This is a genomic window from Sinomonas sp. T428B (genome assembly GCF_056780155.1).
This window is the reverse complement of the sequence record NZ_JBRAZR010000001.1, coordinates 205826-219944: the sequence shown is the minus strand read 5'-3', so window position 1 is coordinate 219944 and position 14119 is coordinate 205826. Positions and strand designations below refer to the sequence as shown.

The window sequence follows — 14119 nt, the reverse complement described above, 5'->3', positions numbered from 1 at the left end:
CACAGCAGATGCTGGACGGCAGCCCGGTTTCCATCTTCATCCACCAGGGAAGACGACCATGACTCTCTCTCAACCAGCTGGCGCCAAGCTTGTGCCGCACCTCGGCATCTCGCTGGACAACATCTCGAAGCGGTACGGCGACCACGTGGTGCTGGACGACGTCTCGCTCCACGTCGAGCCGGGCACGGTGACGGCGCTGATCGGGCCCTCGGGGGCGGGCAAGAGCACGTTCCTGCGCTGCATCAACCTGCTCGAGCGCCCGGACTCCGGCACCATCCGCGTGGCCGGGCACACCATCGAGACCGGCCGGACCGTCGGGGCGAGGGACCTCGCCGCGCTGCGCAGCACGGTGGGCATGGTCTTCCAGTCCTTCAACCTCTTCCCGCACATGAGCGCGCTCAAGAACATCAGCTACCCCCAGCAGAAGGTCCTTGGCCGCAGCCGGGAGGAGGCCGACGCCCGCTCGATGCAGCTCCTCGAGCGCGTCGGGCTCAGGGACAAGGCCAACCAGCACCCCGGCCGCTGCTCGGGCGGCCAGCAGCAGCGCATCGCCATCGCCCGGGCCCTGGCCCTGAACCCGAGCATCATGCTCTTCGACGAGCCCACTTCCGCCCTCGACCCCGAGGTCGGCCTCGAGGTCCTGGCCGTCATGCGCGAGCTGGCCGCCGACGGCATGACCATGATCGTGGTCACCCACGAGATGCACTTCGCCCGGGACGTCTCGGACACCCTCGTCGTCATGGCCGACTGCCGGATCATCGAGCAGGGCGACCCCCGGGCGATCATGAGCGACCCCCAGCAGGAGCGCACCCGCCGCTTCCTGCGCGCCGTCCTGGAGCGCTGAGATGGACGCCCTCACCGCCGTCCTGCAGGGCCTGCCGATGACCCTGACCCTGACGCTCTCGGCCTTCGCCATCGGCATCGTCGGCGCCGTCCCGCTCGCCCTGGCCCTGTCCTCCCCCGTCGCGCCGGTGCTCTGGGCCGCGCGCCTGTTCGTCGACCTCGTGCGCGGGGTGCCGATCATCGTCTGGCTCTTCCTGCTCAAGTTCGGCATCCAGATCGGGACCTTCAAGTTCAACCCGGTCAGCGCCGCGATCGTCGGGCTCGGCGTCGTCTCGATCGCCTACCTCGCCGAGATCTACCGCGGCGGCCTCCAGGCCGTCCCCCGCGGGCAGATCGAGGCCTCCAGCGCCCTGGGCCTCGCCAACCGCACGGCGTTCTTCGGCGTCGTCGTCCCCCAGGCCTTCCGGATCGTCTCGCCGTCGATCGCGACCTACCTCGTCGGCCTGCTCAAGGACTCCTCGATCGCCTCGACCATCATCGTCGCCGAGATGGTCTTCCAGTCCCAGTCCTTCGCACGCCAGCACCCCACCGTGGAGGGCATCCTGCCCTACATCATCGTCGGCGTGCTCTACATCGCCCTGAGCCTGCCGGTGGCCTACCTGTCCCGCAGCCTCGATGCCCGCATGAGGAAGGCGGTCCACGCATGAACTGGCTCGCAGAATGGGCCGCCTACCTGCCCCAGATGATGTCCGGCCTCGGCGTGAGCCTCACCATCGCCGGCGTCTCGATCGCGGCCGGCTACCCCCTCGGCCTCGCCCTGAGCCTCATGGTCTCCGCCAGGAGCCTCGCCCTGCGCTCCATCGGCCTGGCCGTCGTCGAGATCGGCCGCGGCGCCCCCGCGCTCGTGATCCTCTACCTCTTCTACTACGGCCTGCCCAAATTCGGCATCGCCTTCGAGAGCATCACGGCCGCCTGCCTCGCCCTGACGTGGAACGCAGCTGCCTACTCCTCCGAGATCATCCGCGCCGGCCTCCAGTCCGTAGCCCGCGGCCAGCACGAGGCCTCGAGCTCCCTGGGCCTGTCCTGGCGCGACACCTTCTTCGGCGTCATCATGCCCCAGGGCATGCGCTCCGCGATCCCCGGCCTCATGGGGGTGGCCATCCAGATGTTCCAGGGCACCTCGCTCGCCTACGCCATCGCCGTTCCCGAACTCATGAAGTCCGCCTACAACATCGGCTCCCAGGACTTCAACTACCTCCAGATCTTCACCCTCGCCGGCCTCTGCTACGCCGCCATCTCCATGCCCGCCACGTGGATCACGGTCCACTTCGAAAAGCGCCTCTCCCGCCACGCCTGACCCCCACCACCCCCACACGGAGGAACGATGAAGAAGCAGCACCTCAAGCCCGCGGGCGCCCTCGCCGCGGCGGCCCTCGCCGTCGGACTCGGAGCGAGCGCCTGCGGCAGCCCGTCGACGGCCGCCCCGTCCGACTGCACGCCCAAACATCCCGGCGTCGAGACCATCACCCCCGGCAAGCTCACCGTCGGCGTCATCGACATCCCGCCCTTCAGCAGCTACAACAGCGGCACGCCCGCCGGCATTGACATATCCATCCTCGAGAAGATCGCCAAGGACGAGTGCCTCGAGCCCGTCTACCAGCAGGCCACCTACGCCGATGCCGTCCAGTCGATCTCCGGGCGCAGCATCGACCTCGCCCTCGGGACGATCGACGCCACGGAGAAGCGCCTCAAGGCCGTCGACTTCTCCGCCTCGACCTACCTCGACGGCATGGGCATCGCCTCGAAGACCGGCGCCACGACCGTGGCTGACCTCGAGAAGATGACCAAGGTCGGCACGATCGACGGCTACCTCTGGGTCGAGGACCTCAGGAAGATCCTCGGCGACAAGCTCGTGACCTACCCGAGCAGCGTCGAGCTCAAGGCCGACTTCGACGCCGGCCGCCTCCAGGCCGATGTCGATGCCTACGGCGTCCAGGTGCTGCAGTTCAAGGGCGCCGAAGGCGTGACCGTCGCGCTCGCCAATGAGAAGCCGGACCAGCGCGTTGGCGCCATCACCCAGGCGCCCGAGGCCGCGTTCCCCCTCACCAAGGGCAACACCAGCCTCAAGCAGGCGCTCGACGACGGCATCGAGGCCCAGCGCGAGGACGGCACGATCGCCAAGCTGCTCACCGAAGCGGGCCTCTCCGAGGGCCTCGGCAAGGTGGCCCCGCAGCAGTACGTCGTCCCCGCCTCCTGACCCGGCGCGAGGCCCCCTCGCGACCGTCCACCCTCATGTGCAATGTCACATGGTAGGATCAACCAGTGACGCCGGTCACAGGCTCCGCCCCGGGCCGGCCTTCTCGAAAGGAATGAACATGACCGCCAACAACAAGCCCTGGCACGGTGTCCTCGTCGCGACGGCGCTCCCCTTCACGGAGGACCTGAGCGTCGACTACGACGCGTTCGCGGAGCACGTCCGCTTCCTCGCGGGGGCCGGCTGCGACGGCGTGGCCCCGAACGGGTCCCTCGGCGAGTACCAGACGCTCAGCGACGAGGAGCGGGCACGCGTCATCACGACGGCGGTCGAGGCCGCTCCCGCGGGCTTCTCGGTCATGGCCGGCGTCGGGGCCTACGGCGGCCTGCAGACGCAGAAGTGGGCCGAGCAGGCGGCCGAGGCAGGCGCCCACGCGCTCATGCTCCTGCCGCCGAACACCTACCGTGCCAACGACGACGAGGTCGTGGACCACTTCCGCCGCGCCGCCGCCGTCGGCCTGCCGATCGTGGCGTACAACAACCCGATCGACACGAAGGTGGACCTGACCCCGCAGATGATCGCGCGCCTGCACGGCGAGGGCCTGATCGTGGGCGTCAAGGAGTTCAGCGGGGACGTCCGTCGGGCCTACGAGATCAAGGAGCTTGCCCCCGAGGTGGACCTGCTCATCGGCACCGACGACACCGTCGTCGAGATGGGCCTCGCCGGCGCGGTCGGCTGGGTCTCGGGCTACCCCAACGCCCTCCCGGAGTCCACCCTCGAGCTCTACCGCCTCTCGACCTCGGGCGACGTGGCGGACCTCGAGCGGGCCCGCGAGATCTACCGGGACCTGCACTCGCTCCTGCGCTGGGACTCCAAGACCGAGTTCGTCCAGGCCATCAAGCTGTCGATGGACATCGTGGGCCTGCGAGGCGGCGCGTGCCGCCCCCCGCGAGGCCCGCTCTCGGCCGAGGCCCGCGAGGAGATCATCCGCGCCACCGAGGCGGCCGTCGCCAAGGGCTACAAGTAGGCCCTGTCTCCCCTGCTGGCCGGGGTCCCGGCCCCGGCCAGCGCCAGCATCCTGCATCAGAAAGGTCCGCGAGCCATGCGCACGAGCCGCATCTTCCACGCCGTCGACTCCCACACCGAGGGCATGCCGACGCGCGTCATCACCGGCGGCGTGGGCACGATCCCCGGCACGTCCATGGCGGAGCGCCGCCTGTGGTTCATGGAGCACAGCGACTGGATCCGCACGCTGCTCATGTACGAGCCGCGCGGGCACGCCTCGATGAGCGGGGCGATCCTGCAGCCGCCCACCCGCCCGGACGCGGACTTCGGCGTCCTCTACATCGAGGTCTCCGGGCTCCTGCCCATGTGCGGCCACGGGACGATCGGCGTCGCGACGGTGCTCGTCGAGACGGGCATGGTCGAGGTCGTCGAGCCCGTCACGACCGTCCGGCTCGACACCCCCGCCGGGCTCGTGATCGCCGAGGTCGCCGTGAAGGACGGCCATGCCGAGTCCGTCACGATCCGCAACGTGCCCTCCTTCGTGGACCGCCTCGACGCCGTCGTCGACGTCCCCGGCCGCGGGGCGGTCCGGTACGACCTCGCCTTCGGCGGGAACTTCTACGCAATCGTCGACCTCGACGGGCTCGGCCTCCCCTTCGAGCGCTCCCGCAAGGACGACCTGCTCAGGGCGGGGCTCGAGATCATGGACGCGATCAACGCGGCCGGCGAGCCCGTGCATCCCGAGCGCGGAGACATCCGCGGCTGCCACCACGTCTACCTCACGGCGCCCGGCTCGACGGCGCGGCACTCCCGCCACGCGATGGCGATCCACCCCGGGTGGTTCGACCGGTCGCCCTGCGGGACCGGAACGAGCGCGCGCATGGCGCAGCTCCACGCGAGGGGAGAGCTGCCGCTCGGGACGGACTTCGTCAACGAGTCCTACATCGGCTCCCGCTTCGTCGGCCGCCTCGTCGAGGAGACCGAGGTCGCCGGCCGGACCGCCGTCGTCCCCACGGTCACGGGCCGCGCCTGGCTGACCGGCACGGCCCAGTACTTCCTCGACCCGACGGACCCCTTCCCGCGGGGGTTCCTGCTGTGACGTCTTCAACCCCGGGCCTTCCGTTCTTCGATGCCACGGCCGTGCGCGGCGCCGCACCGTGGACGACGGCGGTCGCGGCCCTCGAGCGCGCCCTCCTTGACGGGGTGGACCCTGAGGAGGACAGCCCACGCCTCTTCAGCCCCGCGCCCGGCGGCGACTTCCTGATCATGCCCGCAACCGGGCGCCGCTACAGCGGCGTCAAGGTCCTCACCGTCGCGCCCGGCAATCCCACGCGGAACCTCGAGAAGATCCAAGGGCTCTACCTCCTCATCGACTCGGACACCCTCGCCCCCGTCGCCGTCCTCGACGGCACGGCGCTCACCGCGGTGCGCACGCCCGCGACGACGCTCCTCGCCGTGACCCACATGCTCAGGGCCTCCCCGGGCGGAGCGCCCGCTTCCCCAGAGATCCTCGTCTTCGGCACGGGAGTCCAGGCCCTCAACCACCTCCGGGCCGCCCACGCGGTCATGCCGGCGGCGCGGCTCGCGGTCGTGGGACGCCGCGCCGAGCGCGTCCGCGAGCTCGTCGCGACGCTCGCCGCCGAAGGGATCGACGTCCGCGAGGGGACGACCGCCGAGGTGGCGGACGCCGACGTCGTCCTCTGCACGACGTCCTCCGTCTCACCGCTGTTCGACGGCGGGCTCGTCGCCGACGGCGCGGTGGTCGCCGCCGTCGGCCAGCACGGGCTGGACGCGCGGGAGGTCGACGCGGCGCTCGTGCTGCGCAGCGACGTCGTCGTCGAGGGCAGGGCCTCGGCGCTGCGCGAGGCCGGAGACCTCATCCCGGCGCGCAGCCGCGACGAGTGGGAGGCCATCCGCCCGGCGAACCTGCGGGACCTCGTGCTGGGAGACCTCCATCGGGTCCCCGGCCGGCCGTGCCTCTTCGCGGGTGTGGGCATGGCCTGGGAGGACCTCGTCATGGCCGCGCTGGTGTATGAAGGGGGCACCAGAGAATGACGCCCGTCCTAGGAGTGTCCGCCGTGCCAACGAGCCACAACCTTCCGATCGCCCCGCTCAGCCCCCAGCGGAGCCTGCGCGAGTCCGTGACCGAGTCCCTCCGGACTGCGATCATCGCCGGGACCCTGCAGGAGGGGACTCTGTACTCGGCGCCCGCGCTGGGGGCGGCCTTCGGCGTCTCGGCGACGCCGGTGCGGGAGGCCATGATGGACCTGGCCCGCGAAGGACTGGTCGAGACGGTGAAGAACAAGGGCTTCCGCATCACGCGCATGAGCGAGCGGGAGCTCGACGAGCTGGCCGCGATCCGCATCCTGCTCGAGCCGCCCGTCGTCGCCGAGGTCGCCGGGACCATCCCTCCTGCCGGCCTGCGCAGGCTGCGCTCGATGGCGGACGCGATCGTCGAGGCCGCCCGCGCGGGGGACCTCGCCGCCTACCTGATCGCCGACCGCGACTTCCACGCCGAGCTCCTCCGCCACAGCGGCAATGAGCAGCTCGTCGACCTCGCGACGAGCCTGCGCATGAAGACGCGCATGTACGGCCTCAAGAGCCTCAGCGAGTCCAACCAGCTCGCCACGTCAGCCCAGGAGCACCACGAGCTGCTCGACCTGGTCGAGGCCGGCGACGGGCCCGGCGCCCTCGACCTCATGCGCCGCCACATCGGCCACGCCCGCGGCCTGTGGGCCACCGGCAAGCAAGAGCCACCACCTCAGGAGAACCCATGACCTCTCGCAGCGACGTCGTCGTGATCGGGGCCGGCGTCGTCGGTGCCGCTACGGCCTACTTCGCCGCCCAGCAGGGACTCAGCGTCACGGTGCTCGACAAGGGCCTCCCCGCCGGCGGCACCTCCTCAGCGTGCGAGGGGAACATCCTCGTCTCGGACAAGGAGCTGGGGCCCGAGCTCGAGCTGACCCGGTACTCGCTCGGCGTCTGGCACCGCGACCTGGCCGAGCACCAGCGCCTCTGGGAGTTCGAGTCCAAGGGCGGCATCATCGTCGCCTCCCGCGAGTCGAGCCTCGCGTCGCTCCAGCGTGTCATGGCCGTCCAGCGGGACTTCGGGGTCAGAGTCGAGGAGCTCGACCGGCAGGCCCTGCGGGAGGCGGAGCCCCATATCTCGCCGGAGGCCCTCGGCGGCGCGACGTATCCCGAGGACTGCCAGGTCCAGCCGATGCTCGTCGCGGCCCACCTCCTCCGGCTCGCCGCCCGGGCAGGGGCCCGCTTCCACGCGGACACGGCCGTGACCGGGATGCTCCGCTCCGGGGACCGCGTCACGGGCGTGCGGACCACGCGCGGGGACTTCTCGGCGTCCGCCGTCGTCAACTGCGCCGGCACTTGGGCGGGCGATGTCGCCGGCCTGGCCGGCGTGAGCGTTCCCGTGATGCCCCGCCGCGGCTTCGTCATGGTCACGGAGCCGCTCCCGCCGATGGTGCACCACAAGGTCTACGCCGCCGAGTACATCGACAACGTGGGCAGCTCCGACGCGGGCCTGCAGGCCTCACCCGTCGTCGAGGGGACGCCCAGCGGGACGATCCTCATCGGCTCGACCCGCGAGCGCGTCGGCTTCGACCGCCGCGTGAGCACCGAGGCCCTGGGCACCCTGGCGCGCAACGCCGTCGGCCTCTTCCCGTTCCTTGGGGACGTCAAGGCCATGAGGCACTACCACGGCTTCCGCCCCTACTGCCCGGACCACCTGCCCGTCATCGGGCACGACGAGCGCGCCCCCGGCCTCTGGCACGCCGCGGGCCACGAGGGCGCCGGGATCGGACTGTCCGCGGGCACCGGCAAGCTGCTGGCCCAGGCGCTCGCGGGCCTCACGCCCGAGCTCGACCTCTCCCCCTTCACTCCGGCCCGCTTCGGCACGGCCCAGACCCCACCGCCAGCCGCCGTGCGGCGGGAGGAGGCGACAGCATGACCAGCCCCGGCAGGGACGGCGACGAGGCCGTCCCGTTCACCTTCAACGCCGCGCAGTTCACCGCCCGGCCGGGCCAGAGCGTCGGCGCGGCCCTCGTCGGCAACGGGATCACGGCCTGGCGTGCGACCCGCAGGGACCAGCGCCCGCGCGGGCTGTTCTGCGGCATCGGCGTGTGCTTCGAGTGCCTCGTGACGGTCGACGGCGCGCCCAGCCAGCGCGCGTGCCTCGTCGAGGTGCGGGCGGGCATGCGCGTCGAAGGGGACCGATTCGAAGGCGACCGCTTCGAAGGGGAGACAGTATGACCGGCCCCAGCACGCCCCTCGCGTGGGCCGCAGACGCGGCCGTCGTCGGCGCCGGGCCCGCGGGCCTGGCCGCGGCGGTGGCCGCCGCCGAGGCGGGGGCGAGCGTCGTCGTCGTCGACGCCGCCGCGCAGCCGGGCGGCCAGTACTGGCGGCACCGCCCCGAGACGGCCGCCCCCGAGCCCGACGGCCGGGGCCACCACGACTGGGGCGTCTACCTGGACCTGCGGGCCCGGTTCGACGCCGCCGCGCGCCGGGGCCTGCTCAGCTATGCGCCGGGCCGGCAGGTCTGGATGGCGCAGCAGGACGACGCCGGCTTCACGCTGCGCACGACGCCCGCCGTCGACGTCGCGGCCTCCCGGGCACCCGCCGGAGGGACCGTGACCGCTGCGCGCCTCGTGCTGTGCCCGGGCGGGTACGACCGCCAGCTCCCGGTTCCCGGGTGGGACCTGCCCGGGGTCATGGCGGCCGGCGGGATCCAGGCGTTCATCAAGGCCAACGGCGTCCTGCCGGGCCGGCGTTTCATCCTGGCCGGGACCGGGCCCTTCCTCCTGCCCGTCGCCGCGAACATCGCGGAGGCCGGGGGGCGCGTCGTCGCGGTGCTCGAGTCGTCGTCGCCCGCCGCGTGGCTCCCCCACCTGCCGGCCGCCGCGGGCGTCCCGGGGAAGGCCCTCGAGGGGGCCGGGTACGCCGCCGTCTTCGCCCGGCACGGGATCCCGTACCGGACCCGCAGCGTGGTCACCGAGGTGCTCGGCGGCGACCGGGCTGCGGCCGTGCGGACGGCCCGCGTCGACGCGCGGGGCCGCGTGCGCCCCGGGACCGAACGCCTCTACGACTCGGTGGACGTCGTCGGATTCGGCTGGGGGTTCACCCCCCAGCTCGAGCTGCCGCTCTCCCTCGGCGCCCGGACGCGCCTCGACGCGGACGGGTCGCTCGTGGCGACCGTCGATGATCGGCAGGAGTCCAGCGTCCCGGGACTGTTCCTCGCGGGCGAGGTGACCGGGGTCGGCGGAGCCGGCCTCGCGGTCCTCGAGGGCCTCGCCGCGGGGGCCGCGGCCGCCGGCGTCCCGGGCCCGCCGCTCCCGCACCGCGATGCAGCCCGGGCCGCCCGCTACCGGCGCTTCGCGCAGGCCATGCACCGCGCCCACCCGATCCCCGCGGCGTGGGCGGACTGGCTCACCCCGGAGACCACGGTCTGCCGGTGCGAGGAGGTCAGCGCCGGGCAGATCGCCGAGGCGCGGGAATCGCTCGGGGCCGCCGACTCCCGCAGCGTCAAGTCCTTCACCCGTGCAGGGATGGGGTGGTGCCAGGGCCGCGTCTGCGGCTTCGCCGCCTCCTGCCTGTCCACCGGGGGCGGCGCGCAGCCGTCCGAGGCATCGCTCGCCGCCTCGGCCAAGCGGCCGCTCGCCGCGCCGGTGAGCCTCGGCGAGCTCAGCGAGCTCCCCGCGCTCGAGTCCCCCGGCCACTGACCATCCACGACGTCATCCCCTGCTCAAGGAACGAGACCATGACCTCTGTACTCCCCGCCGCGCCCGCCGAGCCGACCACCGAGTCCGAGCTCGAGTCCCTCCTGGCGGCGGCCCACGCCGCGTCCGCCCCGCTCGCCGCCCTGAGGCCCTCGGAGCGGGCCATCCTCCTCGAGGCGGTGGCGGACGCCCTCGACGCCGCCGCCCCGGACCTCGTCCCCATCGCCCAGACGGAGACCCACCTCCCGGAGGCGCGCCTGAGGGCGGAGCTCACGCGGACCACCTTCCAGCTCCGCCTGTTCGCGGACGCGCTCCGCGACGGGGGCTACCTCGATGCGCGCATCGACCACGCCGATCCCGAGTGGCCCATGGGGGCGCCGCGGCCGGACCTGCGCCGGGTCCGCGTCCCGCTCGGCCCGGTCGTCGTCTTCGCCGCGAGCAACTTCCCGTTCGCCTTCTCCGTGGCAGGGGGCGATACCGCCTCGGCCCTCGCGGCCGGCTGTCCCGTGCTGCTCAAGGCACACTCCGGGCACCTCGGGCTGTCCCGGAGAACCTCCGAGGTCGTGGCTGCTGCCCTGGCCGAGGCGGGGGCGCCCTCCGGCACCTTCGGGCTCCTCGTCGGGACCGCGGCCGGCGCCGCCGCACTGCAGGATCCCCGGATTGCCGCCGGCGCCTTCACCGGGTCCATCCCGGGCGGGCGTGCCCTCTTCGACATCGCGAGCTCGCGCCCGGTGCCCATCCCCTTCTACGGCGAGCTCGGGAGCAACAACCCCGTCTTCGTCACCACGGCGGCCGCGGCCCAGCGGGGGGCGCAGATCGCCGAGGGCTTTGTCGGCTCGTTCACCCTCGGCGCGGGCCAGTTCTGCACGAAGCCCGGCACGCTCGTGGTCCCCGCCGGCTCGGGCCTGGTCGAGGCGCTCAGGCACGCGGCCCTGCCTCCGGCCGCACGGCTGCTCAACGAGCGCATCCAGGCCGGCTACGTCGAGGTCCTCGAAGGGCTCGAGGCCCACCCCCGGATCGAGGTCCTCGCGCAGGGCCCGCACCCGCTCGCCGACCCGCCGAGCCCGACCCTCCTGCTCACGACGGTCGAGGACATGCTCGCCGATCCTCACGCGCTCCAGGCCGAGTGCTTCGGGCCGACGGCCGTCGTGGTGACCTACGACGACGAGTCGCAGCTCCCCCAGCTCGCCGAGGCCTTCGAGGGCCAGCTCACGGCGACCATCCACGGGACCGACGCGTGCGAGGTCGCCGGGCTCGTCGAGGTGCTGGCCCGCAAGGCCGGCCGGGTGCTCTGGAACCAGTGGCCCACGGGCGTCTCCGTGACCCATGCCCAGCAGCACGGCGGCCCGTACCCGGCGACCACGTCGGCGGGCTCGACCTCTGTGGGCACCGCCGCCGTCGAGCGTTTCCTCCGTCCCGTCGCGTACCAGGGCTTCCCGCAGCATCTCCTCCCCGAGGCGCTGCGGGAAGACAACCCCCTCGACGTGCCGCGGCTCGTGGACGGGCGCCGGCAGGGCTAGGCACCGCCGGCGCTCGGCCCCGCCGCATCCGCGGCACGCGCGGTCAGGTTCTGCGGGCGCGAGGTGCCCCCATGGTCCTCCTGAGTACATACGTCGAGGCGCCAAGTAGTCGCCCCGAAAGACCTCCCCAGATTCGAGTACCGAATTCGCATCACACCGCCTTTCGCGGCTGCCACAGTGAAATGACAAGGCAGCAGACACAGGAGGGGGCGGGGACGATGGTAGGTGTCGATGAAGTAGTCCGGATCTGGAGCTTGGGCGGCATCCTCGCGACCGCCGAGCGCCTCGTCCGCTACGCGCAGGCCCTCATCGCCGATCGGCCGATCGGCGCCTACCGGGTCCTGGACGACGAGCAGGAGGACCGCGCGATCCTCTGCCTGTACCGGGTGGACCGCCCGCACGCGACCATCGCGGACCTCCATCAGGTTCCCCCGCTGGCCCTCTCCGGCTACCACCAGATGCTCCACGACCTCGCGCGCGAGGGGCTCGGGCCCCTTCCGGCCCGGGGCTGAACTATCCCGCCAGCGCGCCCTCGGCGTGCCGCCGCGCGGGCTCCTCGAGCTTGGCCCGCAGGGCGGCGAAGAGCTCCTGCGCCACGATCCCGTGCCAGGTCGGCGGCAGGTACTCGGCCGGCAGCCCCGGGTCGAGGTACGGGAGGCGCCGCCACTGGGTCAGGAGGGAGACGTAGTCGGCGAACGCCGCGGCGTCCTCGGACGCGGACGACGGCGCGGCCGCGCCCTCCCAGCGCTCGCGCACCTCTCGCTGGCCCTCCACGAAGTCGACGTACGTCGCCTCGAGCGCGTCCAGGTCCCACCACTCGGCGACGCGCTCGCGCATCCCCGGCCCCTCGCCGTCGTCCGCGTACTCGGCGCGGAAGAACTCCACGTACTGCGCGGCGCCCGCGCGGGCGAGGCGTCGCCGGGCCTCCTTCTCGAGGCCCACGGGGGCGATCCAGAGACCGGGCGAGACGGCGCCGAAGCCGAGCCGCGTGAGCGAGGCGCGGATCTGGTGGCGCAGGGCCCGCTGGGACTCGGGGACCGAGAAGGCGGCGAGGAGCCAGGGGTCCTCGGGCCGGGCGCGGCGCGGGGAGAAGATGCGCTCGTCGCCCTCGCTGAAGACCTCCTCGAGGCCGGGGCCGAGCCGGTACGCCGCGGAGTTGCCGAGCTTGACGCTCTCGAGGACCCCGCGCTTCTTGAGCCGGGACACCGCCGAGCGGACGCCCGCGCCCTCGACGCCGAGGTCGCCGAGCAGCCGCACGAGCGCGGCCACCGGGAGGGCCCCGCCGTGCTCGCGGGCGTAGAGCCCGAAGACCGTGACGATGAGCTGCTGGTGCCGCGGGGAGGCGGCCGCTGCCTTCTGATCCGCTGCGGCTACTGTGGACATCCTCCGAGCCTACCGCCGCATGGGTCCGCGGGGCCCGGGCCGCCGGGTCGGGCTAAGCTCCGGCCGGGGCCTTGGGGATCAGGATCCAGAGGATGATGTAGACGAGTTCGCCGGCCCCCACGAGCCCGAAGATCACGAAGGCGAGCCGGACGAGGAACTTCGGGATCCCGAACCGTGCGGACAGGCCCGCGCAGACGCCGGCGATCATCTTTCCCTCGCGAGGACGCACAAGAGCTCCAGTCATGCGGCCACGCTACTCCCGGGGGCCAGTGGTCTCCAGAGACCGCGGCGGGATGCGCCAGGCTGGCTGACCGAACTCTGGCCCTGCCCCGCCCCCGGCCCTACGATGGGTTCATTGCGTACGCGGGCTTCATTGCGTACGCGGCCCTGAGCCGGGGGAGGTGGGGCAATGGCATCGGCTTCCGTGGCGCGCTCTCGCGCCCTGGTCCTCCTGCGGCACGCCATCGCCGCCGCGGGCCTCGGGCTCGGGTGGCTCCTCCTCTCCGGCACCGCGGCCTCGGCCCTGAGCGATCCGCTCGGGATGGAGCCCCTCCTGGGAGCCCCGCTGTCCTCCTCGGTTGCCGCACCCCTTGCGGAGTCGGGGGCGGAGTCCGCGCCGTCGGCCCTTGTGGAGAGCACGACGATGACGCTCGCCGAGACCGTGGAGGCGGTGCCGCCCGCTGTGGCACCCGTGCTGACGGGGCCCCTCGAGCCGCGGGCGCCCGTGGTGAGCGGCGCGACGTCGGACGTCGGGGACACGGTCGGCTCGGTGAGTGACACGGTGGGTGACGTGGTCGGCGCCGTCGTCCCGACCGTGCTCCCCCTGCCCGAGCCGCCGCCGGTCCTGCCGGATCCGCTGCCCGGGCCCGTCGCCCCGCCCGTGCCGGCCCCCGCCCCGGAATCTGCGCCCGTCCACGACGCAGTGGCTCCAGCAGCCTCGCCGGCGCCCCCCGGAGGCCTGGCGCCGGTCGATCCCGCGAGCATCGTCGACCTCGGCGTCACGGCGCGCGCCATGCTGGCCTGGGGCTGGTCGATGCCGGGCCAAGCCGCGACTCCGCCGGCCGTGACCGGTTCGGCGCCGGGCGGACCGCCGGACGACGCCCCCGACGGACCCTGGACCTTCCCCCTGTTCGACCGGCAGCTCTGGCTGGGCTCGGGCCTGACGGGCTCGTCCGGGGGCGGGTTCACGACCACCGCCATGCTTTCGGCCGCCCTCGTGCTGCCCGCACTCCTCCTGCTCACGGTCAGGAAGCGGCCGTATGCCGGCAACGTGCCGGCATCCCCGGCGTTCGATCCAGGATCCACCCCCGACTGAGGGGACGAGTCTGCCCAAACGACGCTTTCTGTTCAGACTGCGTTTCCTCGCGTCTGATATTCGTCAGAAGCAAGACTCGGGACGAAGGATCCACGACATGAAGACCATCGGCAACTGGCCCGATCCCGTC

The 14119-nt window shown here is 72.8% G+C and carries 16 protein-coding genes; 14 read left to right on the top strand and 2 right to left on the bottom strand.

Going from position 1 to position 14119, the window contains the following annotated elements; translation table 11 throughout:
* Positions 1-58: 58 nt before the first annotated feature.
* The 13 genes from ACUYMY_RS01075 (at position 59) to ACUYMY_RS01015 (ending at position 11803) form a co-directional block, all read left to right on the top strand.
* Positions 59-844, top strand: a complete 786-nt coding sequence (locus tag ACUYMY_RS01075) for an amino acid ABC transporter ATP-binding protein (RefSeq protein ID WP_481701799.1) — start codon at positions 59-61, stop codon at positions 842-844.
* Between the two features lies 1 nt (position 845).
* Positions 846-1490 (top strand): amino acid ABC transporter permease, encoded by a 645-nt coding sequence (locus ACUYMY_RS01070; RefSeq protein ID WP_481701798.1) that lies wholly within the window; start codon positions 846-848, stop codon positions 1488-1490.
* Positions 1487-2140, top strand: a complete 654-nt coding sequence (locus ACUYMY_RS01065; protein ID WP_481701797.1) for an amino acid ABC transporter permease — start codon at positions 1487-1489, stop codon at positions 2138-2140. The genes ACUYMY_RS01070 and ACUYMY_RS01065 overlap by 4 nt, the downstream gene beginning before the upstream one ends.
* A 27-nt stretch (positions 2141-2167) precedes the next feature.
* Entirely contained in the window at positions 2168-3040 is an 873-nt protein-coding gene (locus ACUYMY_RS01060) for a substrate-binding periplasmic protein (RefSeq protein ID WP_481701796.1), read from the top strand.
* Between the two features lie 118 nt (positions 3041-3158).
* On the top strand, positions 3159-4064 hold the full coding sequence (locus tag ACUYMY_RS01055; RefSeq protein ID WP_481701795.1) for a dihydrodipicolinate synthase family protein: 906 nt from the start codon (positions 3159-3161) through the stop codon (positions 4062-4064).
* A gap of 75 nt (positions 4065-4139) precedes the next feature.
* Positions 4140-5141 carry a proline racemase family protein gene (locus ACUYMY_RS01050; protein ID WP_481701794.1) on the top strand — a complete coding sequence of 334 codons (1002 nt, stop codon included), beginning with the start codon at positions 4140-4142 and terminating at the stop codon, positions 5139-5141.
* Positions 5138-6097, top strand: coding sequence for an ornithine cyclodeaminase family protein (locus ACUYMY_RS01045; RefSeq protein ID WP_481701793.1), 960 nt, complete (start codon positions 5138-5140; stop codon positions 6095-6097). The genes ACUYMY_RS01050 and ACUYMY_RS01045 overlap by 4 nt, the downstream gene beginning before the upstream one ends.
* Positions 6098-6120: 23 nt before the next feature.
* Complete coding sequence (locus ACUYMY_RS01040) at positions 6121-6819, top strand: GntR family transcriptional regulator (RefSeq protein WP_481701792.1); 699 nt, start codon at positions 6121-6123, stop codon at positions 6817-6819.
* On the top strand, positions 6816-8006 hold the full coding sequence (locus tag ACUYMY_RS01035; RefSeq protein ID WP_481701791.1) for an NAD(P)/FAD-dependent oxidoreductase: 1191 nt from the start codon (positions 6816-6818) through the stop codon (positions 8004-8006). The genes ACUYMY_RS01040 and ACUYMY_RS01035 overlap by 4 nt, the downstream gene beginning before the upstream one ends.
* On the top strand, positions 8003-8308 hold the full coding sequence (locus tag ACUYMY_RS01030; RefSeq protein ID WP_481701790.1) for a (2Fe-2S)-binding protein: 306 nt from the start codon (positions 8003-8005) through the stop codon (positions 8306-8308). Before ACUYMY_RS01035 ends, ACUYMY_RS01030 begins: the two co-directional genes overlap by 4 nt.
* The gene (locus ACUYMY_RS01025) at positions 8305-9774 is read left to right on the top strand and encodes an FAD/NAD(P)-dependent oxidoreductase (protein ID WP_481701789.1); all 1470 of its coding nucleotides are present in this window, start codon (positions 8305-8307) and stop codon (positions 9772-9774) included. The genes ACUYMY_RS01030 and ACUYMY_RS01025 overlap by 4 nt, the downstream gene beginning before the upstream one ends.
* Positions 9775-9812: 38 nt before the next feature.
* The gene (locus tag ACUYMY_RS01020) at positions 9813-11291 is read left to right on the top strand and encodes an aldehyde dehydrogenase (NADP(+)) (protein WP_481701788.1); all 1479 of its coding nucleotides are present in this window, start codon (positions 9813-9815) and stop codon (positions 11289-11291) included.
* A gap of 218 nt (positions 11292-11509) precedes the next feature.
* On the top strand, positions 11510-11803 hold the full coding sequence (locus tag ACUYMY_RS01015; protein ID WP_481701787.1) for a hypothetical protein: 294 nt from the start codon (positions 11510-11512) through the stop codon (positions 11801-11803).
* A 1-nt stretch (position 11804) separates the two neighbouring features.
* Here ACUYMY_RS01015 and ACUYMY_RS01010 read toward each other — a convergent pair whose 3' ends face one another.
* Positions 11805-12674: a PaaX family transcriptional regulator gene (locus ACUYMY_RS01010; RefSeq protein WP_481701786.1), complete on the bottom strand. Its 870-nt coding sequence runs from the start codon at positions 12672-12674 to the stop codon at positions 11805-11807.
* Between the two features lie 52 nt (positions 12675-12726).
* Positions 12727-12918 (bottom strand): PspC domain-containing protein, encoded by a 192-nt coding sequence (locus ACUYMY_RS01005; protein ID WP_481701785.1) that lies wholly within the window; start codon positions 12916-12918, stop codon positions 12727-12729.
* Between the two features lie 165 nt (positions 12919-13083).
* Between ACUYMY_RS01005 and ACUYMY_RS01000 the strand changes: the two genes are divergently transcribed.
* Positions 13084-13989, top strand: coding sequence for a hypothetical protein (locus ACUYMY_RS01000; RefSeq protein WP_481701784.1), 906 nt, complete (start codon positions 13084-13086; stop codon positions 13987-13989).
* Positions 13990-14119: the final 130 nt, after the last annotated feature.

Excerpts from the sequence above, each read along its gene's own strand:
- ACUYMY_RS01015 (WP_481701787.1), top strand. The coding sequence starts at position 11,510 with ATGGTAGGTGTCGATGAAGTAGTCCGGATCTGGAGCTTGGGCGGCATC.
- ACUYMY_RS01050 (WP_481701794.1), top strand. The coding sequence starts at position 4,140 with ATGCGCACGAGCCGCATCTTCCACGCCGTCGACTCCCACACCGAGGGC.
- ACUYMY_RS01035 (WP_481701791.1), top strand. The coding sequence starts at position 6,816 with ATGACCTCTCGCAGCGACGTCGTCGTGATCGGGGCCGGCGTCGTCGGT.
- ACUYMY_RS01060 (WP_481701796.1), top strand. The coding sequence starts at position 2,168 with ATGAAGAAGCAGCACCTCAAGCCCGCGGGCGCCCTCGCCGCGGCGGCC.
- ACUYMY_RS01065 (WP_481701797.1), top strand. The coding sequence starts at position 1,487 with ATGAACTGGCTCGCAGAATGGGCCGCCTACCTGCCCCAGATGATGTCC.
- ACUYMY_RS01020 (WP_481701788.1), top strand. The coding sequence starts at position 9,813 with ATGACCTCTGTACTCCCCGCCGCGCCCGCCGAGCCGACCACCGAGTCC.
- ACUYMY_RS01075 (WP_481701799.1), top strand. The coding sequence starts at position 59 with ATGACTCTCTCTCAACCAGCTGGCGCCAAGCTTGTGCCGCACCTCGGC.
- ACUYMY_RS01030 (WP_481701790.1), top strand. The coding sequence starts at position 8,003 with ATGACCAGCCCCGGCAGGGACGGCGACGAGGCCGTCCCGTTCACCTTC.
- ACUYMY_RS01005 (WP_481701785.1), bottom strand. The coding sequence starts at position 12,918 with ATGACTGGAGCTCTTGTGCGTCCTCGCGAGGGAAAGATGATCGCCGGC.
- ACUYMY_RS01055 (WP_481701795.1), top strand. The coding sequence starts at position 3,159 with ATGACCGCCAACAACAAGCCCTGGCACGGTGTCCTCGTCGCGACGGCG.
- ACUYMY_RS01025 (WP_481701789.1), top strand. The coding sequence starts at position 8,305 with ATGACCGGCCCCAGCACGCCCCTCGCGTGGGCCGCAGACGCGGCCGTC.
- ACUYMY_RS01010 (WP_481701786.1), bottom strand. The coding sequence starts at position 12,674 with ATGTCCACAGTAGCCGCAGCGGATCAGAAGGCAGCGGCCGCCTCCCCG.
- ACUYMY_RS01000 (WP_481701784.1), top strand. The coding sequence starts at position 13,084 with ATGGCATCGGCTTCCGTGGCGCGCTCTCGCGCCCTGGTCCTCCTGCGG.
- ACUYMY_RS01070 (WP_481701798.1), top strand. The coding sequence starts at position 846 with ATGGACGCCCTCACCGCCGTCCTGCAGGGCCTGCCGATGACCCTGACC.